27 protein-coding genes are annotated in these 23,398 nt (G+C 29.5%); 6 read left to right on the top strand and 21 right to left on the bottom strand.

Annotated features, from left to right (window positions below; translation table 11 throughout):
* The first annotated feature begins 15 nt into the window (after nucleotides 1–15).
* Nucleotides 16–486: a thioredoxin-dependent thiol peroxidase gene (bcp, locus tag AC5SLZ_RS02095; protein ID WP_494615968.1), complete on the top strand. Its 471-nt coding sequence runs from the start codon at nucleotides 16–18 to the stop codon at nucleotides 484–486.
* A 51-nt stretch (nucleotides 487–537) separates the two neighbouring features.
* Here bcp and AC5SLZ_RS02090 read toward each other — a convergent pair whose 3' ends face one another.
* From AC5SLZ_RS02090 to AC5SLZ_RS02030, 13 genes are all read right to left on the bottom strand, one after another.
* On the bottom strand, nucleotides 538–1,830 hold the full coding sequence (locus AC5SLZ_RS02090; protein ID WP_028037148.1) for an ammonium transporter: 1,293 nt from the start codon (nucleotides 1,828–1,830) through the stop codon (nucleotides 538–540).
* 214 nt (nucleotides 1,831–2,044) lie between these two features.
* The gene (locus AC5SLZ_RS02085; RefSeq protein WP_494615967.1) at nucleotides 2,045–3,346 is read right to left on the bottom strand and encodes an ammonium transporter family protein; all 1,302 of its coding nucleotides are present in this window, start codon (nucleotides 3,344–3,346) and stop codon (nucleotides 2,045–2,047) included.
* Nucleotides 3,347–3,488: 142 nt separating this feature from the next.
* The gene (locus AC5SLZ_RS02080) at nucleotides 3,489–3,764 is read right to left on the bottom strand and encodes an HU family DNA-binding protein (protein WP_028037150.1); all 276 of its coding nucleotides are present in this window, start codon (nucleotides 3,762–3,764) and stop codon (nucleotides 3,489–3,491) included.
* Nucleotides 3,765–3,921: 157 nt separating this feature from the next.
* Nucleotides 3,922–5,034 (bottom strand): RIP metalloprotease RseP, encoded by a 1,113-nt coding sequence (gene rseP / locus AC5SLZ_RS02075; protein WP_494615966.1) that lies wholly within the window; start codon nucleotides 5,032–5,034, stop codon nucleotides 3,922–3,924.
* Nucleotides 5,035–5,077: 43 nt separating this feature from the next.
* Nucleotides 5,078–5,206, bottom strand: coding sequence for a hypothetical protein (locus tag AC5SLZ_RS02070; RefSeq protein ID WP_494615964.1), 129 nt, complete (start codon nucleotides 5,204–5,206; stop codon nucleotides 5,078–5,080).
* Between the two features lie 5 nt (nucleotides 5,207–5,211).
* Nucleotides 5,212–5,421: a SlyX family protein gene (locus AC5SLZ_RS02065; RefSeq protein WP_028037154.1), complete on the bottom strand. Its 210-nt coding sequence runs from the start codon at nucleotides 5,419–5,421 to the stop codon at nucleotides 5,212–5,214.
* A 165-nt stretch (nucleotides 5,422–5,586) separates the two neighbouring features.
* Entirely contained in the window at nucleotides 5,587–6,036 is a 450-nt protein-coding gene (locus AC5SLZ_RS02060; RefSeq protein WP_494615963.1) for a YtoQ family protein, read from the bottom strand.
* Nucleotides 6,037–6,099: 63 nt separating this feature from the next.
* The gene (locus AC5SLZ_RS02055; protein WP_494615962.1) at nucleotides 6,100–7,446 is read right to left on the bottom strand and encodes an NAD(P)/FAD-dependent oxidoreductase; all 1,347 of its coding nucleotides are present in this window, start codon (nucleotides 7,444–7,446) and stop codon (nucleotides 6,100–6,102) included.
* Nucleotides 7,447–7,487: 41 nt separating this feature from the next.
* Nucleotides 7,488–8,108 (bottom strand): SOS response-associated peptidase, encoded by a 621-nt coding sequence (locus AC5SLZ_RS02050; RefSeq protein ID WP_494615960.1) that lies wholly within the window; start codon nucleotides 8,106–8,108, stop codon nucleotides 7,488–7,490.
* Nucleotides 8,109–8,153: 45 nt separating this feature from the next.
* Nucleotides 8,154–9,335 (bottom strand): BaiN/RdsA family NAD(P)/FAD-dependent oxidoreductase, encoded by a 1,182-nt coding sequence (locus AC5SLZ_RS02045; protein ID WP_494615959.1) that lies wholly within the window; start codon nucleotides 9,333–9,335, stop codon nucleotides 8,154–8,156.
* Between the two features lie 15 nt (nucleotides 9,336–9,350).
* Nucleotides 9,351–10,976: a SulP family inorganic anion transporter gene (locus AC5SLZ_RS02040; protein WP_494615957.1), complete on the bottom strand. Its 1,626-nt coding sequence runs from the start codon at nucleotides 10,974–10,976 to the stop codon at nucleotides 9,351–9,353.
* Between the two features lie 30 nt (nucleotides 10,977–11,006).
* Nucleotides 11,007–11,552: a tetratricopeptide repeat protein gene (locus tag AC5SLZ_RS02035; protein WP_494615956.1), complete on the bottom strand. Its 546-nt coding sequence runs from the start codon at nucleotides 11,550–11,552 to the stop codon at nucleotides 11,007–11,009.
* A gap of 34 nt (nucleotides 11,553–11,586) precedes the next feature.
* Nucleotides 11,587–12,195, bottom strand: coding sequence for an arylesterase (locus AC5SLZ_RS02030; protein ID WP_034412435.1), 609 nt, complete (start codon nucleotides 12,193–12,195; stop codon nucleotides 11,587–11,589).
* Here AC5SLZ_RS02030 and AC5SLZ_RS02025 point away from each other — a divergent pair.
* Nucleotides 12,194–12,859, top strand: a complete 666-nt coding sequence (locus AC5SLZ_RS02025; RefSeq protein WP_028037162.1) for an ABC transporter ATP-binding protein — start codon at nucleotides 12,194–12,196, stop codon at nucleotides 12,857–12,859. The two genes, AC5SLZ_RS02030 and AC5SLZ_RS02025, sit on opposite strands and share 2 nt — an antisense overlap.
* Nucleotides 12,843–15,380 carry an ABC transporter permease gene (locus tag AC5SLZ_RS02020; RefSeq protein ID WP_494615955.1) on the top strand — a complete coding sequence of 846 codons (2,538 nt, stop codon included), beginning with the start codon at nucleotides 12,843–12,845 and terminating at the stop codon, nucleotides 15,378–15,380. The genes AC5SLZ_RS02025 and AC5SLZ_RS02020 overlap by 17 nt, the downstream gene beginning before the upstream one ends.
* Here AC5SLZ_RS02020 and AC5SLZ_RS02015 read toward each other — a convergent pair.
* Complete coding sequence (locus tag AC5SLZ_RS02015) at nucleotides 15,367–15,891, bottom strand: hypothetical protein (protein ID WP_494615953.1); 525 nt, start codon at nucleotides 15,889–15,891, stop codon at nucleotides 15,367–15,369. The two genes, AC5SLZ_RS02020 and AC5SLZ_RS02015, sit on opposite strands and share 14 nt — an antisense overlap.
* Nucleotides 15,892–15,919: 28 nt before the next feature.
* On the bottom strand, nucleotides 15,920–16,387 hold the full coding sequence (locus AC5SLZ_RS02010) for a cytochrome c (RefSeq protein ID WP_494615952.1): 468 nt from the start codon (nucleotides 16,385–16,387) through the stop codon (nucleotides 15,920–15,922).
* On the opposite strand from AC5SLZ_RS02010, the gene AC5SLZ_RS02005 reads away from it, so the two are divergent.
* A complete protein-coding gene (locus AC5SLZ_RS02005) occupies nucleotides 16,382–16,909 on the top strand; it encodes a cytochrome b (RefSeq protein WP_028037166.1) in 528 nt (175 codons plus the stop codon). The two genes, AC5SLZ_RS02010 and AC5SLZ_RS02005, sit on opposite strands and share 6 nt — an antisense overlap.
* Here AC5SLZ_RS02005 and AC5SLZ_RS02000 read toward each other — a convergent pair whose 3' ends face one another.
* Nucleotides 16,910–17,620 (bottom strand): methyltransferase domain-containing protein, encoded by a 711-nt coding sequence (locus AC5SLZ_RS02000; protein ID WP_494615951.1) that lies wholly within the window; start codon nucleotides 17,618–17,620, stop codon nucleotides 16,910–16,912.
* 56 nt (nucleotides 17,621–17,676) lie between these two features.
* Between AC5SLZ_RS02000 and AC5SLZ_RS01995 the strand changes: the two genes are divergently transcribed.
* Nucleotides 17,677–18,993 carry an MATE family efflux transporter gene (locus AC5SLZ_RS01995; RefSeq protein WP_494615950.1) on the top strand — a complete coding sequence of 439 codons (1,317 nt, stop codon included), beginning with the start codon at nucleotides 17,677–17,679 and terminating at the stop codon, nucleotides 18,991–18,993.
* On the opposite strand, the gene AC5SLZ_RS01990 is transcribed toward AC5SLZ_RS01995, so the two are convergent.
* Complete coding sequence (locus tag AC5SLZ_RS01990; RefSeq protein WP_494615948.1) at nucleotides 18,973–20,163, bottom strand: MFS transporter; 1,191 nt, start codon at nucleotides 20,161–20,163, stop codon at nucleotides 18,973–18,975. The two genes, AC5SLZ_RS01995 and AC5SLZ_RS01990, sit on opposite strands and share 21 nt — an antisense overlap.
* 24 nt (nucleotides 20,164–20,187) lie before the next feature.
* Complete coding sequence (locus AC5SLZ_RS01985) at nucleotides 20,188–20,562, bottom strand: DUF4396 domain-containing protein (RefSeq protein WP_494616219.1); 375 nt, start codon at nucleotides 20,560–20,562, stop codon at nucleotides 20,188–20,190.
* A gap of 85 nt (nucleotides 20,563–20,647) precedes the next feature.
* On the opposite strand from AC5SLZ_RS01985, the gene AC5SLZ_RS01980 reads away from it, so the two are divergent.
* A complete protein-coding gene (locus tag AC5SLZ_RS01980) occupies nucleotides 20,648–21,331 on the top strand; it encodes an MBL fold metallo-hydrolase (RefSeq protein WP_494615947.1) in 684 nt (227 codons plus the stop codon).
* On the opposite strand, the gene AC5SLZ_RS01975 is transcribed toward AC5SLZ_RS01980, so the two are convergent.
* The 3 genes from AC5SLZ_RS01975 to AC5SLZ_RS01965 are packed head-to-tail and all read right to left on the bottom strand — an operon-like array spanning nucleotide 21,324 to nucleotide 23,395.
* Nucleotides 21,324–21,641 carry an AzlD domain-containing protein gene (locus tag AC5SLZ_RS01975; protein WP_494615945.1) on the bottom strand — a complete coding sequence of 106 codons (318 nt, stop codon included), beginning with the start codon at nucleotides 21,639–21,641 and terminating at the stop codon, nucleotides 21,324–21,326. The two genes, AC5SLZ_RS01980 and AC5SLZ_RS01975, sit on opposite strands and share 8 nt — an antisense overlap.
* A complete protein-coding gene (locus tag AC5SLZ_RS01970) occupies nucleotides 21,638–22,324 on the bottom strand; it encodes an AzlC family ABC transporter permease (RefSeq protein ID WP_494615944.1) in 687 nt (228 codons plus the stop codon). The genes AC5SLZ_RS01975 and AC5SLZ_RS01970 overlap by 4 nt, the downstream gene beginning before the upstream one ends.
* 12 nt (nucleotides 22,325–22,336) lie before the next feature.
* A complete protein-coding gene (locus AC5SLZ_RS01965; RefSeq protein ID WP_494615942.1) occupies nucleotides 22,337–23,395 on the bottom strand; it encodes an ABC transporter ATP-binding protein in 1,059 nt (352 codons plus the stop codon).
* Between the last annotated feature and the right edge of the window lie 3 nt (nucleotides 23,396–23,398).

Below are 23,398 nucleotides of genomic sequence, written 5' to 3'. Positions count from 1 at the left end.
TATTGCTAGACAATTATGTTAAAAATTAACACTAAAGCTCCAAATTTTAAACTTCCATCAACTTCAAAAGATGATTACTCAATAAAAAATTCAATAGGTAAATATATTGTTATTTACTTTTATCCAAAAGACGACACCCCAGGATGCACTATTGAAACTAATGATTTTAATAAATCACTTACTAAATTTAAAAAATTAGAATGTGAAGTATATGGAGTTTCTAAAGATAATTTAAAAAGTCATGATAAATTTAGGGATAAATATAAGATAAAATTTGATTTATTGGCTGATGAAGAGCTAAAAGTTCTTAAGAAATATAAAGTTTGGGGTAAAAAAAAGTTTATGGGCAGAGAATTTATGGGCGTCCTTAGAACTACTTTTTTAATAGATAAAAAGGGTAAAATTATAAAGATTTGGGACAACGTTAAAGTTAAGGATCACGCAAAAGAAGTCTTGGAATTCCTTAAAAACCTTTCACAAAAATAAAAAAGGCCCCTTATTTCTAAGGGACCTTTAACGTTATAGAGAGATAATTTTTTAGTCTCTGATCGCGTAAGCTTTAACACCAACTTCAGCAACATCAGTTCCAAGTTTTTCTGCTTGAGCACTAATTCTTAAGCCAATAGTTTCTTTGAGCGTTTTAAAAACTATATAAGAAAGTACAAAACTAAATACACAAACTGCTAGTACACCTGTAAACTGTGTTCCAAATGTTGTGTCTGGATTTGAAATTGGAACAACCATTGTTCCAAAAATACCTGCAAACATATGAACTGGGATTGCACCGACTACATCATCTATGTGTTTCGACTCTAGAAACTTAGTTCCAAAGTACATTATGATGGCTCCGATAGAACCAATTACCATTGCAAGGATTGGACTTGGGTTTAAAGGTTCAGCAGTTATTGCAACAAGACCAGCTAAAGCACCATTTAGCATCATAATGATATCTGTTTTACCACCAATTAATCGAGTAACTAACGCTGCAGTTACTGTTCCAGCTGCACCTGCTAAATGAGTGTTAACTGCAATTTTACTAATTGCTGTAACATCATCAAAAGTTCCAACTGCTAATTGACTGAAACCATTAAAACCAAACCAGCCAAACCATAATAAAAATGTTCCAAGTGTAACTAAAGGAATGCTAGAAGCAGCAAAAGGAACTAAAGATTTAGTTTCTCCTTTTTTTCCAAATCTACCAGCTCTTGCACCTAAAACTATTACTCCTGCTAATGCTGCAGCACCACCGCAAGCATGAACTAAAGTAGATCCAGCAAAATCAGAAAAACCAGCAGTAGCTAACCAACCACCACCCCACTGCCAACCCATAGAGATTGGATAAATAAATGCAGCCATAATTGCTGAGAAAATAAAGAATGGCCAAATTTTAATTCTTTCTGCAACAGCACCAGATACTATAGATACCGTCGCACAAACAAACATTGCTTGATAAAACCAATCAGAATAATCTGAATAACCAGTTCCAATTTCTGAAGCATCGCTCCAAATTTTGAATGTTCCTATGTACCCACCCTCAGGTATTCCATATGCAAGATTATAACCGCATAGAAAAAATACAATTGACGCTATAGCAAATTTACCAATATTTTTTGCAGCAATTGTTGATACACTTTTAGTCGTTACTAAACCGCACTCAAGCATACAAAATCCTGCAGCCATAAATGCAACTAATACACCACCTAAATAAAAACCTAGAGTGTTAAAAATATATTGTCCTTCAGCTGATATAGTAGTTTCTGCTGAGGCTAAACCTGTAATGCTGAAAAAGATTACAGAACTAATTGTTAAATTTTTAAATAAATTAATCATTATCTCTCCTTGTTATGATGGTACTTTTATTAAAGTTTTTTATTTTAAGAATTGCTGATTAATCAAAAGAGTTATGACGATAGAACATGTGTATAAAAAAAAGGCCCCAAAAAGGGGCCTTTTGTAACTATAGGAGAGAGATAGTTATTCTTTTTTAGAGGCTCTCCAATGAGATAACAATATGGAGATCGAAGAGCCTCTTTATTGCATACAATTAGTCTCGTATCGCGTAAGCAATTACACCTGTTTCAGTAACGTCAGTACCTTTAATTTCAGCTTCTTTGCTTAATCTGATACCAAATAAGCCCTTCATTATCGACCACACGATGTAAGACACCACAAATACAAAAATGTTAATTGAAAGCACACCAATTAGCTGAGCACTAAAATTTGCATCAGTATTAGTTAGTGGAACTGCAAGTGTACCCCAAATTCCAGCAAATAAGTGAGCTGGTATTGCACCTACAACATCATCTAATTTAAAATTAAATAATAATTTAGTTCCAAACACTACGATCAATCCACCAATTGCTCCAATTAAAATTGCTGCAAATGGTGATGGTGCTAAAGGTTCTGCGGTGATAGCTACTAAGCCACCAATTGCTCCGTTTAACATTTGAATTACGTCTGTTTTACCAAACATTAATCTTGTAATCACACCTGCTGCTAATACACCACCACAAGCTGCAAGATTTGTATTGATAAAAATTGTTGAAATCGCAACCGCATCATCAAAAGTTCCTAATGCTAATTGAGATCCACCATTAAATCCAAACCAACCTAACCATAGGATAAACACACCTATTGTTACTAAAGGAATAGAAGATGCCGCAAATGGTTGTAACGCTTTTGGTTGACCTTTATTGTCAAATCTTCCAGATCTAGCACCTAACAAAATAATACCTGCTAATGCAGCTGCACCACCTGTTGAGTGAACTAAAGTTGAACCAGCAAAGTCAGAGAAACCGATTTCAGCTAACCAGCCTCCACCCCACTGCCAACCCATTACGATTGGATAAATTACTCCAGCTAAAATAGCCGCAAATAAGAAGAACGGCCATAACTTGATTCTTTCTGCCATAGCACCTGAGCAAATTGAAACTGTTGTTGCACAGAATACCATTTGGAAAAACCAATCAGAACCATCTGCATAACCAGTATCAATTGCACTTGCATCTGACCATGGTGTGAATGTTCCAATATATCCACCTTCTGGAATACCATAAGCTAAGTTGTAACCAACTAGCCAAAACATAATTCCAGCAATTGCGTAAAGCCCAATGTTCTTTGCACAAATTACTGAAACACTTTTTGAAGTTACCATACCAGATTCTAGCATTGCAAAACCTGCCGCCATGAACATGACAAGGAAACCACAAATTAAAAATAATAGAGTATTAAAAATAAACCCCACTTCAGCAGACACTGTTGTCTCTGCCATACCTGCACTACTCATGTTTAGTAAAAACACTAAACTTAGTAATGGTGCAGTTATTCTCTTTATTAATTTAGTCATAAGACCTCCTGTTGTAGAGATAACTTATAATTTTATTAATTTTAAAAACTAACGCTGATTAGGAAAAATGGGTATGCAGTTTTTGCATATAGTAACAGCCCTAAACGTTTTTTAAAGACGTTAGGGCTGTTAAAAAAAATAATTATTTATTGAATACTTCTTTTAAAGCTTTTGCTGGTAAGAATTTTACTTTTTGAGAAGCGGCGATTTGAATTTGCTCACCTGTTCTCGGGTTTCTTCCAACTCTAGCTTTTCTCTTAGCCACTTTATAAGTACCAAATCCAGCAATTTTTACTGAATCATCACCTTTTAGTGCATCTAAAATAGTGTTGGTAATTGTATCAAATGTTCTTTCAGCATCGGCTTTACTCAAATTTAGAGAGCCTGAAAGCTGTGCAATTAATTGTTTTTTGTTCATTTTAGCTCCGGTTATGTTGGTTAATATTCATATTTATTATAAAGGTTGATAAATCAAGCTTTTTTTTAGTGTCTAAATTTTTTTTAGATACAATATCTTGTATAAAGATAAATAAGTGTTGATTTTACTTATCTTTTAGACTTCTAGAAATATTAAATTAATTGAATAAACCTAGGTCTTTTAGGTCATTAAAGGTTGTAAAAAACATCAATGATATCAACAAAAACATTCCGATTCGAAAAAAACCTTCCTGCATTTTCTGTGATAAAGGACGTCCTAAAACCTTCTCAAATGCATAAAACATTAAGTGTCCTCCATCCAACATTGGTATTGGAAATAAGTTAATTAAACCAAGGCTTATTGAAATATAAGCCATTATTGAGATAAAAGGTAAGATACCAATTTCAGCAACTTGTCCTGTAATTTTTGCAATTCGAATAGGGCCTCCTAATTGAGAAGTGTCCCCACTCCCTTTAATCATACTTCCTATGTATTTTAGAGAAGAAGCGCTAACAAAATACACTTCTTTAAATGAATGAATTATTGCTTGAGCAGGTCCTAATTTTACATGGTTAATTTCATTATTAACTGCTCCAAGTTGAATGCCGACCATTCTTTTATTAATCATATTGCCTAGATTATCTTCACTAAAGACAATATTAGGTTTAACTTTTATTAAATATTCTTGATCCAATCGTTCAACTTTAAAATCGATTATGTCCCCTGTTGATGTTGTGATAAATTTTGCAACATCCATAATGCTTTCAACTTTACTGCCATCAATTTCTAAAATAATATCATTATCTTGAAGTCCACCAACCATAGCTGGACTATCTTTTTGAACTTTAGTGATCATTGCTGGGGTAAAATCTTTACCTACAAAAGTATAAATACAAAAGAATATTGCTATCGCTAATATGAAATTAGCTAAAGGCCCACCAAATACTATTAAAGCTCTTTGATATAAGGGTTTTATAACAAATAACTTTTTTTGGTCTTCTTTATTGTATTGTTTTAATATTTTTTCATGATCAGCTTGTGAAAATACATTTCTATCTCCAAAAAACTTGACGTATCCTCCAAGTGGGATCCAACAGATCTTCCACCTGGTACCTGATTTATCATTCCAACCAAATATTTCTTTACCAAATCCTATAGAAAAATCAGTGACCCCTACCCCATATCTTCTTGCAAAATAATAATGACCATATTCGTGGATAAATACCACAACTAAAATCAAGATAATGAATGGAATAATATAAGTTAGCATAATCTATATTTTAAATGAATATTGAAACATTCTCAACCCCTCATTACCAAAAGAATATTTCATAAAGAGCAGATTGCTCAAATATAAACTTGATCAATGCATCTTGCATTGAAAACAAGCTCATAGCGATAAGGATTAAAACAATTCCTTTTGAATTATTATCTGTGCTCATTAATATTAATAATGAGGTGGTTTTTTATCTTCTTTAATGACCCCTGATGCAATCTCCCCATCCATTTCTATAATTCTCTTATTTAAATCAGTAATTTCTTTTTTAAGAACTTTAATCTCTTTTTGTTGAGAATAAAGCTCATTACTTAAGTCTGATAATTCTTGCTGGAGATAAGTAACTTGTTCTTCTAAATTTTTATTAACTTTTATTGTCATGATTAATCCCAAAAAGTTTTTTAATTTTATCTTTATAAGAATAATATAAAGAAAAGCAGATCAAACCTACTAATATTACCCCAACAAATATTCTTAAATACTGATTAAAGAACAAGTTTATAAATTCAGTCATATTAAAATTATATTAATTAAGATCAAAAATTTTTATTTTAAAGTTCCCTCTAAAACATACTTTAATATTCTTACCACCTGCATTTGATCTGAGGCAACAGCTGAGGCTGCAGCATCTATTTCTTTTAAAGCATGCTGATGATCTTCATTTTGTATAACAATAATTGATTTATTTAATGCAGATGCATATCCTGCATCAAAAGCTGCATTCCATTGTTTGTATTTTTCGCCAAATTTTACAACGACCACATCACTGTCTTTAATAGACTTTTTGGTTCTAATTGAATTGATATTGGCACCTTTTCTATCTTTCCAAAAATTTTTTTCTTCAGCGCCTAATATTTCAACACCGCAATCATCTGATGACGGGTGATCAGTTACAGGAGATGAAAATTGAATATCTAAATTTTGTTTTTTACAATTTTCAATTATTTCTTCACGCCAATTAGTGTGAATTTCACCCGCTAAATATACTTTTAACATTTTTTCTCCTGTTTACTGTTAATTCTTTATCTTAGATAATTTTTATTAATATAAATCAATATATCAAATGTTTAACTTGTCTTTAATTGCATAAAACCACACAGCTAATCTAAAATAAAATGTCCTTAATTGAGGAAAAATAAACCTTTTAGGTAATCCTTTATAAATCTTTGAGATATTAAGATCTTTACTGTTGGATGAAAAAACTAGCTTAGATAATTGTTTTCCAGTCCAAGGGGCTGCGCTAACCCCTACCCCGTTATAGCCAAATCCATAATATATCTCTTCATTTTCAATTTTGCCAATAGATGGGGCAAGCTTTTGAGATAAGGCAATTAACCCACGCCAGTTATAATCAATTGTAACATTGGACCACTTCGGAAAAATATCTTTTAAAAACTTTTCCATTTTTATGGACATTGCTAAATTTGACTGGTCGCTTCCTGTTAAATCTCCTCTGGTTCCAAATAAAATTCGGTTATCAGGCAACTTTCTATAATAATACAAAAGGTTTTTAGTGTTAGAGATGGGTGAAAATGTTTTAAAGTTATGAGCATTCAGTTCATCCTCATTAAGTTTTCTAGTTACTATTACATTTGAAATGACAGGAAGTACTCTTCCATCCATTTGAGGAATTAACCCTTCTTGATAAAAACCATTCGTTGCAACTACTATTTTCTTAGATCGAATAAATCCTTCTTTAGTTTTTAAGATATAAGATCCATTTTCTTTGTCTATTTTATCAACTTTAGTGTGTTCAAATATTTTTAATTTTTTTGATAAAGCATATTTTGCAATACCATTTACAAATTTAAGAGGATTGATTGCAAATCCTGGTTTATATGAAAATGCTCCATATTGTTCAGTTCCTACATGTCCAATTTCATTAAATTCTTCTTTTGAATAAATTTTAGTTTCAATACCAAACTCAGATTTATAAACCTCAGCTTGTTCTTTAATTTGCTCAAATTTATTTTTATGATGAGCAACGACATAGTTACTGTCTCCGGTTACATCACAATCAATATTATATTCTTTAATGATATCTTTAGTGTGGTTTGAGCCCTCTACTGAATTTTTAAAAAACTTTTTTGTCTCATCTACCCCATAAATAGATTGCATTTTTTTAAAAGACATCTTGCTTGGAGGTAAGCAGTTAAATCCAGCATTCCTTGAAGATGCACCCCAACCTATTTTTCCAGCTTCAACTAAAATCACATCTAAGTTATGATTTTCTATTAAATTAATTGCACAAAGTAATCCAGTGTATCCTCCACCGATCACTACAATTTCTGAATTAGTATCTTTTGTAAGTTTATCTATTTGTAAATTTTCGTTTGAATTATCTTCCCAGTAACTACTGACTGGAGTATCAAATTTATAAATATCTGAATGATATAAATTGTTCATTTATTTAAGAGTACTTAAACTTGTAACAAGTGTCTAATTTTCTAAACAGCTTGAACCAATGAAGTACTGTTATTGGTAGGTTTATTAACATCTTTTGAAACTTCATGAAAAATAAGATCTGGTTTACTGCATTCCTTTAAAAATACTGAACCTTGTAACTCTAAATTTAAATATCGATTAACATCTGTTTGATTAATGATAACTGGTTGACGGTGATGTATTTCAGTATTGTTATCTTTTGCTTCTTCTGTAATTAAACAAAATTGATCCTCTTCATAAATACCTGCAAAGAATATTGTTTTAGTATCTTTTCTTGTAAAATAATGAGGAGTTTTCTCTTTTTCTTCTCTTTTCCATTCATAAAAACCATCGGCTACTGCAACACATCTATTGTTCTTAATTAGTTTTTTAAATGAAACTTTTTCATCAATGGTCTCTAATCTTGCATTAATTAAAGCTTTAAAATCTTTATCTTTAGCCCAACCTGGAATTAAGCCCCATTTAAGAGATTCTAATGTGTTCCCATTTTTATATTTTTTAATAACTGGAAGCTTTTGATACGGATGAGCGTTATAATTTTCGGTATCTTCTACTTGAATTGCAGATTTAACTAATTTGCTAGTTTTAGTAACCGGATTTTTAACCACATATCTTCCACACATAGTTTTATTTTAGCAAATAGAATAGATTAAGTCGATACGGTGGTTTTAAGCATATTGGCCCGCAACATAACCAGAAGACCAAGCCCATTGAAAATTATACCCACCTAAATGTCCAGTTACATCAACTACTTCACCAATAAAGAATAAATTTTTGTGTTTATTAGACATCATTGTTTTTGATGATAATTCTTTAGTATTAACCCCACCTAAAGTGACTTCTGCTGTTCTGTACCCTTCTGATCCTGTTGGATTGATTAACCAAGAATTTATATTCTCACTTAGTTGTTTTAATATTTTATTAGATAATTCAGAAATATTTCCAGTTACTTTATTTTCGTTGCAAATAATTTGAGCTAATCTTTTGGGTAAAATTTCACTTACGATATTTAAGATATCAAATTTTGGATTTAACTTTCTTTTTTCTTCTAATAAATCGTAAACATTTAATTTTGGTGAAAGATTAACTTTAATATTATCACCCTGTTTCCAGTAAGATGAAATTTGTAAAATAGAAGGACCACTTAAACCTCTATGCGTAAATAACATTCCTTCTTGAAATAAAACTTTATTAAATGAGACTATCGCTTCAACAGAAAGACCAGTTAACTCTTTACAGATTTCTAATATCTTTTCATTAAACGTTAAGGGCACTAAAGCAGGTAAGGTTTCAATAATGTTGTGATCAAATTTCTTAGCAACCTCATAACCAAATGAAGTCGCACCAATTTTAGGAACTGATAATCCACCAGTTGCAACAATTAAAGATTGGCATGAATATTCTTCATTTTCCGTTGATACAAGATACTGATCATTATCTTTATCAACATTCTTTATAATAAATTCTTTTAAAACAGTTACATTTGCCAACTCACATTCTTTAAGTAGCATTTCAACAATTTGTTGAGCACTATGATCGCAAAATAATTGTCCTAATTTTTTTTCATGAAATTTAATCTCATACTTATTTATTAAATTGATAAAATCGTTTTGGGTATATTGACTTAGAGCTGATCTTACAAACTTTGGGTTTTGAGAGAGAAATTTGCTTGGATTAGTGTTGATATTAGTAAAATTACATCTACCTCCTCCAGAAATTCTAATCTTCTCGCCTATTTTTTTATAATGATCAACTAACAAGACTTTACGACCACGCTTGCCAGCTTCAATAGCACTCATCATGCCAGCTGCACCCGCTCCTATTATAATTACATCGTATTGAATACTCATAACTAATAGTGAGTTTTATTTACCAAATATTTTCAATTTAACTCCATAATCAACAGCTAAACTGTAATCAGGATCGTCATCACTATCAACTACCAACTGACCTGTTTTACTCAAAAGCTTATGGCAATCTTTAGTTAAATGTCTTAATTTAATTTTTTTTCCAAAACTATTATATTTATGAGCAACATCTTCAATTGCTTTTAATGCAGACTGATCGATTACTCTAGACTTTGCAAAATCAACAATCACTAACTTTGGATCTTGTTCAGGAGTAAATAATTCTAAAAAACTATTAGCTGAACTAAAAAACAGAGGTCCTTCAATTTCATAAACTTTAGCACCCTTATCTGTTTTTGAAGGTCTCTCGATAGCTCTAATTCTTGAAGCAGTTTTCCATGCATAAACTAAAGCTGACACAATAACCCCTACAATCACTGCAACTGCTAAATCTTCTAACACTGTTACAACCGTTACAAGCACCGTGACTAGGGCGTCACTTTTTGGCACCATCATTAAAAACTTAATTGAATTCCATGCAAAAGTTCCAATCACCACCATAAACATTACCCCTACTAAAGCTGCAATAGGGATCATCTCTATATAATTTGAGGTATATAAAATAAAAATTAATAAAAATACTGCAGCGGCAATACCAGCTAAACGCGTTCTACCACCTGATCTTACATTGATCATTGATTGACCAATCATGGCGCAACCACCCATTCCTCCAAAAAAACCAGTTACTGAATTTGCAAATCCTTGAGCTAAGCATTCTTGGCTGGCCCCACCTCTTTTATTAGTAATCTCTCCTACTAAGTTTAAAGTTAACAAGCTCTCTATTAATCCAATCGATGCTAAGATAAATGCATAGGGAAAAATAATTTTTAATGTATCAAGATTTAATGGAACATTTGGAATTGAAAAATAAGGCAATCCTCCTTTAACGCTAGCTAAATCTCCAACGCTTGGAATATCAATTTTAAGAGCAAGAACTAATACTGTTGTTAAAAGTATTGCAACTAAAGTTGATGGAACTACTTTTGTAAGCTTGGGCAAGAACCAAATGATAAACATAGTAAGTAAAACAAAAACAATAGAATAAAGTAATATATCTCCTGATATCCAAACTGATTGTCCAAGATCATTTATAGTTTTAAACTGACTTAGTTGAGAAATGCCAATTACGATTGCTAGTCCATTGACAAAACCTAACATCACAGGCTCAGGTACCATTCTTATAAATTTTCCTAGTTTAAAAACACCAGCTAATAATTGTAAAACTCCCATTAAAACAACCGTTGCAAATAAATATTCAGCACCATGTTCAGTTACCAATGAGACCATCACTACAGCAAGAGCACCTGTTGCACCTGATATCATTCCAGGTCTTCCACCAAATACAGCAGTAATTAATCCAACAATAAATGCAGCATACAAACCAGATAAAGGTGCAACTCCTGCAACAAAAGCAAAAGCTATCGCTTCTGGCACCAATGCTAATGCAACTGTTAATCCTGATAAAATTTCTACCTTAAATAAAGAAAAGGATACCCCACCTTTTGGAATATAGTTCTGAGCATTAAAACTTAAAGATCTTGCAAGCGTCAACATTGCCTTAGACGGAGGTGTGGTTTTTTTCATCTAGTGATTGATTTTAAAATTTTTAATTAATTAAATTGATTGTCTTTTAATTAACTCTTCAATTTGTTCAATCATTACCTTGGATGATTTCATTGCAGGGTAAATTTCTTGAGCTTTTTGGTAGCTTCTCTTTGCTTTATCGTAATTCTTTAACTTTATATTGACCATTCCTTGCCCTGCTAAAGCTCCAAAATGTCTTTCTTCTAATTCTAAAACTTTATCAATATCATCTTGGGATTTTTGAAATTCTCCAACCATATAAAATACTGTTGCTCTTTTATTCCAAGCCTCAGCCCAAGCTGGATCTAATTCAATCGCTTCTGAAAAAACATCGATCGCTCTATTTAATTGTTGATCTTGAACTAACCTTGATCCTTCATCTAAAAGAGATGTCAATTTTTGATCTGTAGGATGAGTACTCCATAACATCCAAATTTGTTGGGCTATTCCTGATGATAAAGATGGAATGTTTTTTTTTAATTCTAAGAATAATTTATCCAACTCAATATTTCTATCATTTGCAATTAAGGGTGAGGTTGAAAGAAATAAAATAATAATAGATAGAATCTTTTTCATGAAAAAACGATAACAAAAAAATAATATTAAGTCTTTATAGATTTTTTAAGATAGCTTTTTTTAGTGTGTTACCAATGATAATTGTGCCTTGGTCATTTGGATGCATGCCGTCACTTAAATTAAATTCAGGTTTTTGTGCTACACCTTCAAGTAGAAATGGAATTAATTGCAAATTATATTCTTTAGATAAGTTAAAGAAAATTTTATCAAAAGATTCCTTATATTCAGAACCATACGAAGTAGGTGCAATCATTCCTGTAATGATTATTTTTATTTTTTTGTTTTTTGCGATTTGAATTATTTCTTCTAAATTATTTTTAGTTTCCTTAGGATTAATGCCTCTTAACATATCGTTAGCTCCAAGACATAAGATCATTAGATCGATATTAGATTGGGATAATGTCCACTCAGCTATATTTAATCCACCTGCTGATGTACTCCCTGAAACACTGCCATTGATGATTTTAATTTTATGTCCTTCTACCTCTAAACTATTTTGTAAAACTACTGATAAATGTTGTTCCTTAGGCAATCCATAGCCAGCCATTAAACTATCTCCAAACAAAATTACTTTTTCTATTGCACTTACCTTTATGGTGACTAGACAGAGTACGATTATTTTAATAATAAAACTTTTATTCATGAGCATTCTTCTTAAATTAAATAAAGTAAATCTTAAATACCAAACAGGTAAAGATAATATCAGAGTTTTAAAAGATGTTAACTTAACTACTAAGAAAAAAGAGACAATATCTATTGTTGGTGAAAGTGGATCAGGAAAAACCAGTCTTATTATGTTAATTGGAGGCTTAGAAAAAGCTACTTCTGGAAAAATTTTTTTTCAAAATCATGAGATTACAAAATTAAGCGAAGATGAAGTCTCAGAAATTAGAAGAAAAAATATTGGAATTATATTTCAGTCATTTTATTTAATCCCCAATTACACAGCAGTTGAAAATGTAGCCTTAACTCTTGAACTGAATAAATTCAAAAACCCAGAAAAAGAAGCAAAACTATTATTAGATCGATTTGGACTTAATCATCGATTTAATAATTTACCAAGCCAACTATCTGGCGGAGAACAACAAAGAGTTGCGATAGCAAGAGCGATTGCGATGAAACCAGAATTAATCTTAGCGGATGAGCCTACTGGAAATCTAGATACTGAAAATTCAGTAATGATTTCCGATATATTATTTAAATACGTGAAAGAAGAAGGTTCCTCACTCATTATGGTAACTCATGATCCAAAATTAGCTAACAAAGCTAAAAGAAAAATTAGAATTAAAGATGGAAAAATTAAATAATCCGTCTGAATTTAATCTAATTATTAAGTATGCTTTAAAAGATTTAAGCAGAAATTATAAAAAATTAACTAGTATTATTGTAACTCTTTTTATCAGTCTTTTCATTTTAAGTGCCATCTTCACCATTGAAGATAGTTTAAAAAAAGAATTAAATGATAATGCTAAAGCCCTGTTAGGTGGCGACCTTGAAATTGACTATAATCGTAATGAAGGAAGTCTTAAACTAGTCAATCAAGTTAAAGAGTTTGCAACCGTTTCTCAAATGATTGAATTTAGTACAATGATCTCAACCATTGGTAGAGACAAAAACAAATCTCTGTTTACTAGAATTAAAACTGTAGATACTAAATATCCTTTATATGGCTCTGTTGATTATGAGCCTGCTGGCGCATTTGATAGAATGCATAATGAACCCAATACTTTGTTAATAAATGAAAGTTTATCAAAAAATTTAAACTTAAAAATTAATGAAAAAATTAAAGTTCAAAATCAATTATTTACAATTATAGGAATTGTAAAATCCGTCCCTGATGTCAGTGGGTTTGTTGCTTTTGGTGATTGGGCACTTGCAGGAGATCAAACATTAGAAATTTTGAAACTTAATGGAATTGGCAGCTTTTTAAATTATGAATACAAAATAAAATTCAATGAAACAGATGATGCTGGTAAAATAGAAAAAAAAATAGAGAATATATTTAAAGATGATCAAAAAGTTAAACTTAGGTATCCTGAGAATTCTGCAAGTGGATTAAAGAGAATAATCAACAATTTTTCACAGTTCTTATCACTAGTTTCAATTAGTGCAATGTTGATTGCAGGAATTGGGATAGCAAATACTCTTCTCTCTTTTATTAATCAAAACAATATGTCTATTGCAGTTAGAAAAGCAGTTGGATTTTATTCAGGTAATATTAAAACACTCTATTATCTTCAATTATTTATCTTACTTTTGGTGATCACAACTTTTGCTTATGGCTCAAGTTTTTTAATTGTACCTTTTGTCGATCAATATTTATCTGATGGATTAGGGCTAAATGTTTCCCCAGTATTTTCGATTATAAATTTTATTAAAATATTTTTAGTTGGGTTATTAGTTCTTATTATTTTTTCAATCCCAACCATTAGTTCAATCGATCAAGTAAAAGCCTCAAATTTATTTAGAAATGTTTTTCAAAATTTAGAATTTTATTATTCAAAAAAATCTACAGCTTTAAGCCTAATCTTATTATCAATTTTGGTATTATTATTTAGTTTTGGATCTGAAAGACCTATTTATAGTCTTGGATATTTTGTTGCTTTTTTTGTTTGTTTAATAGTTTTTTTTCTACTTTCAAAAATAATCATTTATTTTTTAAAAAAATTTAAATCTACTTCCAATATATCTTTAAAAGTATCCATTAAAAATATAACCCAGACAAAAAGTATTACTCCAATTACAATTATGTCTTTAGGTTTAGGAGTTACTTTACTGCTTACACTAGCGTTAGTTGGTACTAATTTTCAAAGAGAAATTGCAAAATCCATACCTGATATTGCTCCTGATTATTTTTTTGTTGGTATTCAAAAGGGAGAAAAAGAAATTTTTGAAAAAAACATACTTAATATGGATGCTAATGCAAAAATTGAAGTAGTGCCGATGGTGTCATCTGGGATTATTAAGATTAACGGGATTAATCCAAATACTTATATAAAACCTGACAATGATAGTTACTGGGTAATTGGTAGTGATAGAAGATCTTCATGGGTAGATGAAGTTCCAGAAGATAATCCATTAACTGAAGGTAAATGGTGGGATATTACCAAACCTAACCAACTTCAAATTTCTTTAGATGATGAAGTTGCAAAAAATTTAAATATTAAATTAGGCGATGTATTCACGCTAAATATTTATGGTAGAGAAATTGATGGAGAGATAGTTAATTTTAGAGCGGTTGATTATCGTGATCTCAGTATTAATTTTGCTATGTTATTTAATCCTCAATTTGCAAATAATATTCCTCATGAATATTTAGCAACTGCAAAATTTGAAACAATTGAAAAGTTTGATGAGACTTCAATGTTAGATGTATTACCTAGTTTATCCATGATTAAGATTGCAGATTATTTGAATAAAGTAACCGATGTTTTGAACAAAGTTTTCATAGCAGTTACTCTTATTTCAGCAGTCACTATTATTATAGGATTAATTGTTATTTCTAGCGCTATTATGGTTCAAGGAAAAGTTAAAGAATATCAAAATTTAGTATTTAAAATTTTAGGGTTTTCAAAAAAAGAAGTTATTTTATCTTCCTTAATCGAATTTTTAATAATCTTTAATTCTGTAATATTGATAGCAACCTTTTTTGCGGTAACTGCCTCTAAATTTATTATGGAGAATATTTTTGAATTAGTCTGGGCTTTTGATTTTAAAGTTTTATTTAACTTAGGATTGAGTATTGGATTGGTTACCTTAGCATTAATAATGATTACAAATTTAAAATACCTAAATCCTAAAGTTTATCCAATGATTAGGAACCAGTAGATTTCAATATCTCCAATGGAAGTGGTGCGTCAGGATATTTAATAATGCATAATTCTTCATATTTTTTACAAAAATCCATTAAAACTTTGTGTACGTTATCTTTATTATTAAGATTTAAACTTTCAATCATTTGATCTCTTTCTTGCTCAAGATCTTTAATCTGATTGTTGTTAACAAACTCACCAGTTTCAATTTCCCAAAAAGTATTTTCTAACTCTTCATTATTTAGCTCTTTAAGTTTTTTTTGAAGTCCATTTATTACCTCATCATCAGTTACTTTATCTTTCATGGGTGAATTTAATAACTTGATTAAACATTTATCATTCAGTCCATCAATAAAATGATCATAAGGTCTTCCTTCAGACAAATCTCTAAAATGATTTGAATTAAAATAACCTTCAATTGCAGCTTTAGTGGATACTTTTTCCTTACCTTTAATCACAGCTATTTGAACATAAACTTCTTGATGAATATAATTATCTAGGTGTTCTTTGATTTTTAGGGGTATCATTATTATGTAAGTTTAAAATTTAAGAAATTTAATGTTCTACTCTATACATTGAATGACAGGCTTTGCAATTACCCCACATTAGTTTTCCAATTACACCTCTAATATTATCTGTCTCTTCAATAATTGATGCAAGTTCAATCATGTCATTTGAAGATTTTTTCATCAAAGAATTAAATTTATCTTTTTCCTCCCATATTAAAGGTGTTACTTCAGTTTTAAATCCCTCTTTAGTATTTTCAGGAAACAACTCAATTAAGGTTTTGTAATTTTCACTCATTTCTAACATTAGTTTCTTTGCATCATCAAATTCACTTTTTGAAGACAAAAATTGAACTTTTTTAGCTGTACTATAGTTTTTGCTGAATAAAGCTTTTCTATTTTTTATAATTTCCTCAGCTGATTGTTCTGAATTCGCATGAGTACTAATAAGTATTGAAATTATTAGAAATAAACTAATTCCAATATTCTTAACAATATGTTTAATTGAACTATGCATGTTAGAAATACTTTAGCAGAGTATGGTTTAATTTCAAAATTATTACACTGGATAAGTGCTCTACTACTCTTTGTGCAAATTCCTCTTGGATTTTATTTAGTAGATTTAGATTTTGGAACTGAAAGAATAAATTTAGAAAATATTCATATCACCATTGGTTTATCTATATTTTACTTAGTAATTTTAAGATTACTTTATAAGTCATTAAATCCAACTCCTAAGCTTGGACCAAGCGTTTTTACAGGTCAAAAATTTTTAGCCAAACTAAATCATGTGTTATTGTATGTGACAATTCTATCAATCACTATATCTGGGATTTTAAAAAAATTATTTAATGGTGAGACACTGACAATCTTTTATAAAAAAATTCAAATTCAAGACAATTTTGAGTTAGGTGAATTATTTTATGACATTCATGTTGTTTCAAACTATGTACTAATAGGTCTGATTATAATTCATATACTTGCAGTAATTGTTCATAAATTATTTTTTGATGATAATTTATTAAAGAAGATGCTTTAATTATTTTTTTATAATAAAAGTAATTAATCTATCTTTAAATTTTAATACTTTTCCATAATCTTTTTTAATTTCATTTAAACCATTTTCTAATTGTTTATCATTGAAATTAAGTAAAGTGGAAATATATCTTTTTTTGATCATATGAAGATATTTTTTTTTTGAAATTTTCACATCAAAAGTGAATTTTTTAATAACGAACTTATTTTGATTTTTTAAAATCAAATTGAATAGTTTTTCATCTTTTTTTAATGAAATATTCAGCTTTTTGTTCATTAGTTGAAATGTGGGTATTTCATTTTTGTTAGGATCTAGACTTAAAATGATAATTTTTCCATTAGGATTTAGTTTGTTTTTACAAATAGATAATAGTTTTATGGCTTGTTTTTTTTTCAATAAATGAATTGTTTGTTTTATTAATATTAAATCAAAAGTAATTGTTGTTTTTGACACATAAGATAGTGCATCAATTTTTTTAAAAATTATCTTTTTACTTTTGTCTTTATGGTTTTCTATATCTAAGCCAATAGGTTTGTTTAATAATTTTAGTTTATTTGATAAATCATCTAAGATTTTTCCTCTTCCACAGCCAATATCTAAAATTCTAGAATTTTTATTTAGCTTTATTTGCTTTAATAAAAATCTATTAAAAGAGTTAATATATTTTTTAGATGATAACCAAGTTTTGTTATCCCAATTTTTTAAAGGAGCCATATTATGTATTTAAATCATTAGTAAATTTATTTAAATAAAGTATTAAAGTTAAACTAATGCAAAAATCCTCAATTCAATACATCTTAAAATTATCAATACCCATATTTTTTGCCAATCTAGCAGTTCCAATGGTTGGCATTATAGATACTGCTTTAATGGGAAATTTAGGAAATCTCTCCTACCTATCAGCAACATCGGTTGCAGCAAATCTATTTTCAATGATTTTTTGGAGTTTTGGATTTTTAAGAATGGGTACAGTTGGAATGGTGTCTCAAGCGAATGGAAGAAATGATTATTCAGAAATCTTAAATATTGTTATTCGAAATCTTTTATTTGTCACATTCATTTCAATAATAATAATTTTACTTCAAAATTTTATATTAAATTTAAGCTTAAAAGTTTTTGATTTATCTGAAATTACTAGAGATATTTATAAGCAATATTTTAGAATTAGAGTTTATTCAGCGCCAGGTGAATTAACTTTATATATAATAACTGGATTATTTATTGGCTTACAAAAAACTAAGACTTCTAGCTTTGCAGTTGGATTTTTCTCTATATTAAATATCTTAATAAGCATTGTTCTCGTCACAATATTTAATCTAAATATTAAAGGTGTGGCTTATGGTACTTTGTTTTCAGCCTTAATAACTTCAACAATTTTTTTGATTTATACGTTCTACTATTTATCTAAATTTACTAAAATTCAAATTGATTTTGAGCAAATATTTAATTTAAGAAAGATCAATAATATTTTTAATATAAATTTAAATATTTTTATAAGAACAGTATTGCTAACTTTTTCTTTTTTATGGTTTACTTATCTCGGTACTCAAATTGGGGAGGATTATGTTGCAGCAAACGCCATACTAATAAATCTTGTTTTTCTATCGGCTTTTATACTGGATGCATATGCATTTTCTACTGAAGGAATAGTAGGATATTCATTAGGTAAAAAAGATCTAAGTCTTTTTAAAAATATTGTTAAAAATTCATTTATATTAAGCTCTATATCTGGATTAATAATTTCAATAATCTACTTTTTTGCATATGAGTATGTAATAAACCTTATGTCTGATTTAGAAGAGATAAGAGAGCTAAGCTCATCCTATGTAATTTGGTTAATCATTTTGCCTTTAATCTCATCTTTTTGCTATCAATTTGACGGCATCTTTATTGGTGCTTCTCAAACTAAGGAATTAAGAAATGCAATGGTGTTTTCAGTTTTGAGTTATTTAATAATTTCAATAATTTTAACAAAATTAATTTTTAATAATGGGATTTGGATTTCACTTTGTATCTTTATGATTTTAAGAGCTATTTCTCTTTTTTACTATTTAGATAAAATCTACCTAAGATTTAGAAACAGCTAATTTTTTTTGATATATATCTGATCTTATCGAAACTAATATAATCAATATAACTAGAGGGATGCATGCTAAATTAATTTCATTCCAGCTAAATTTTAAAATTGAATAACCTGCAGTAAGACTTGCTATGGACTGTATTGAAAAAACTAATACATCATTAAAACCTTGTACTTTAAATTTCTCACTTTCTTTGTAACAGAGTACCAACAAACTAGTTCCTCCTATAAATAAAAAATTCCATCCAATACCTAATAATACAAGTGCGATTAAATAATTTATGAATGTTTGATCATAAAAACTTAAAAAGATACAAATTAAATAAATTAAAGTTCCAGAATAAATTATTTTAGAATGTCCGTATTTTTTTATTAATGTTCCTGTAATCAAAGATGGTAAAAACATTCCTATTATATGGGATTGAATAACAATGCTTGTTGAGCCTAATGTAAATCCATGCATTTTATACATACTAATTGGAGTTGCAGTCATAATGAATGACATTATTGAATATGCAAACGCAGCGGTAACAATTGCTTGAAGAATTATTGGATTTTGTACTAATTCAAAATAGGATCTTTGATTGCCATTGGCACTCTCTTTAGGTTTTGGATTCTTGTCTGTTCTGTAAAAAAATAATAAAAAAACTGGTATAATAGTTAGTACAGCTAAAGAAATATAAGATCCTGTGTAAAGATGATCTGAAATTATATCTTTTGTAAAGTTTGCAACATTAGGACCTATTAAAGCCGAAAGAATTGTTGCAAGTAACAATATAGAAATAGCTCTAGAACTTTCATTTTTGTTAACTGTTTCTGCTGCTGCAAATCTATACTGATGGGTAAAAGCAATCCCAGTACCAATTACAAAACACGATATACAAAACAGAACAAAATTTTCTGTATAAATTGAATAAGCACCAAGTAATGATGCTAAACTCGAGTACGTTGATGACAATATAAAACCTTTTTTTCTTCCAATTTTACTCATTATTTTTGCTGCAAAAAATGAAAATACGGCTGTACCAACAATTGATAACGATGTTGGAAGTGTTGCTAATGAAGCTATTGGAGAAATTTTTAACCCAACAATCCCACTTATAAAAACTGTAATTGGTGGTGCCGTAAATGAAAAAACTTGGCAAATAGTTAATATAATTAAATTTTTATTAGGCATTAGTTTAAAATTTTTTTTGTGATGTTAGTGACAAGCAATTCCAAATTTTTTCAATCGCCAATAGTTATATGGCCAAGGTGTTAAAAAACCTACTATTAACATGATTGGTATCACCCACCATGTTAACAAGGCCCCACCTGTTAGCAGATAGTCTGTAATATTCATTGTTATTTCCATACTTATCATCGAAATAAAACTCATGCCCATTGCAGTTTTAAGTGCATTTTTAAATTCAATATTTTGTTTCATCAAAATAAAAGTTTCCAAAATAATACTAGTAATTAAGCCATTAATAATTGCTAAAATCATTATACCCAAAATTGGAAATGAGATGTTTGATAATTGAAAAAATAAGATTGTACCAAAATCTCCAATGGAACAACCAATCACACACCACATAGTATTTTTTGCACTTGTTTTCCAAGTGTGCTTACAAGTCCAATCAAATGTGGAGGTATTCATAATAATTTGATACTAATATTAAATGATCTTTAAACAAGTATTTGATAAAAAAACTTCAACTTATACTTATTTAATTGCTTCGGCAAAAGGTCGCGAAGCTGTAATAATTGATCCAGTTTTAGAAAATGTTAATGATTATATTCAGCTGTTAAGAGATCTTGATCTAAAACTTGTAAAAGTCATTGATACTCACATTCATGCCGATCATGTAACGGGTGCCTCTAAATTAAAACAAGTCACAAATTGTGCCACACTTATGGGAGAGCATACCCCCGCTGATGCAGTTGAAATCAAAGTAAAGGATAATGAACTAATAAATATTGATGGTTTAAACATTAGATCTATTTATACACCAGGACATACAGCAGAAAGCTATAGTTTTTTGTTAGATAATTATCTTTTTTCAGGTGACGCGCTTTTAATTAATGGAACTGGCAGAACAGATTTTCAAAATGGAAATTCAAAAGACTCTTATCATTCTATATTTGATAAACTTTTAAAATTGCCAGAAGAAACACTTCTTTACCCTGGTCATGATTATAATGGTGAAAAAGTAAGTACTATTGAAAAAGAAAAAAAATTTAATCCTAGATTGCAAGTAAAGAACGTTGATGAATATATTGAAATTATGTCCAACCTTAATCTATCTAAACCTGAAATGATGGATAACAATGTTAGTAAGAATATTCAATTAGGTGCTAACTAAATACAACAAATATTAAAAACCAATAAGAAATCAATCCAGATAAAATAGTTGCAATAATATTTTTGGAAAAATAACCAACAATAATTGCAACAATAGCTCCAAAAATTTTAGGATCATTCATTTCTATAAATGCCCCATAATCATTGATAAAAATTGCTGGAAATATTATTGCAGGAAATACTGCTGAAGGAACATATTCCAATACTGCTTTAATCTTATCTCCAAGCATTTCTCTATCAACTAAAGCAATCATAGTCATTCTAGTCAAATAAGTTAATATTCCTGCAATGATAATTGATACCCAGGTCATTTTTTTAACCTCGTTATTATTGAGGCTACAAAAAGTGCAATGACTGGGGCAATAATTATGTAAGACTTAAATGGTGCATCAAAAAATAATAAAGAACTTAAGCCACAAGTGATCATAACAATTAAATGATCAATCTTTTTTAAATCTTGTACAACAATTGCTATAAAAGTAAGTGGTATTGTAAATTTTAGCCCAAGTTCCGCTGGTAAAAATGATCCCAAAATAATTCCTGATAATGTTGCAACTTGCCAACAAATCCACATGGTACAACCTGTTCCAATTAAATGGTAATGTAGATGTTGTTCAGATTTATTTTTTTTAAAAAATTTATTAGATTCTGCAAAACCCTGGTCTACAACGATGTAAGAAATTAATAACTTCTTTAAAAAAGATAATTTTTCTAAATATTCTGATAAAACCGCACCATACAATAAATGTCTTGAGTTGATAATTCCAACTGATGTAACAGCAACTAAACTGGATGCCCCTCCTGAAAGTACCTGCAGAAATACAATTTGTGAAGCTCCTCCAAAAATAATAAATGACATTGCATAGACTAAATATGGACTAAAGCCAAGTTCAACTCCAATTGCACCACAAATAATACCAAAAGGAATTACGGATAACATGTGTGGAGAAATATCCATCATCCCCTTGGTAAATAATTGTTTTTTTGAAAGCATCAGCTTCTTTTATTAAAAACAAACTATGTGATCAATATTAATTGGTCTTTTAATACCAAATTTTTCATCCACTTCATGTTGATGCATATGATGAGAGTGTACAAAAACTGGTATCAATAAATTGCTACCAGTCTTTAAAGTGTAGATAAAGTTGGTACCTCTAAATTTTCTATCTACAACCTCTAGCTTCAAATTACTCTGATCATCATGCTCAAGATCTTCTGGCTGTAATAATAACTGAACATCAGAACCTTTTGGATAATGTTTGGTGAAATTCCCATTTATAGTTCCAAGATCTTTATTTTCTAAACTATTTTCACCTGTAACTTTTGCTGGAATTAAAATCCCTCTATTTAAAAAATTCACTACTTCTACAGAATTTGGAAAATGATAAACGTTATAAGGGTCATCATATTGTTTTAATTGGCTATCTAAAATTATTCCACATTTGCTTCCAAGATAAAATGCCTCATAAGAATCGTGTGTAACTATAATAGTAGTAATTTTTAAATCAGTTAAAACTTGTTTTAGTTTAACTTGAATTTCTTCTTTAAAACTTTGATCCACATTTGATAGAGGCTCATCTAACAAAAGTAAATCTGGTTTAGAAAGTAATGCTCTTGCTAACGCTGCTCTTTGAGCTTCTCCAGAACTAATTTGATGGGGAAATTTATCTTTGACATGATCTAAATGAAGAAATTGAATAACTTCATTAATGGTTAAGCTTTTTTTCTTTTTCTTATTTCTTTCTGCTCCGAATTGAATATTTTGAAGTACATTGTAGTGTGGGAATAATGAATTATCCTGAAATGCTAGAGAAATATTTCTGTTCTCAGGTTCAACATGCACATCTTTAGAAGATAAAGTTTTATTTTTTAAAGAAATTCTTCCTGATTGAATTTTTTCTAAACCAGCTACAGTTCTTAATATAGTTGTCTTACCAATACCTGATGGGCCCAGCAGACAAACAATATCTCCTTCATTCTCTATATTAAGCGTAACATTATTGACTTTATTTTTATCACTAGCAGCAAAAGTAACATTTTCGATTTCTAAAAAGTTTTGTGCCATAAA

The organism is Candidatus Pelagibacter sp. PS_06, from assembly GCF_059418045.1.
This window is presented reverse-complemented; position numbering and strand designations above follow the sequence as displayed.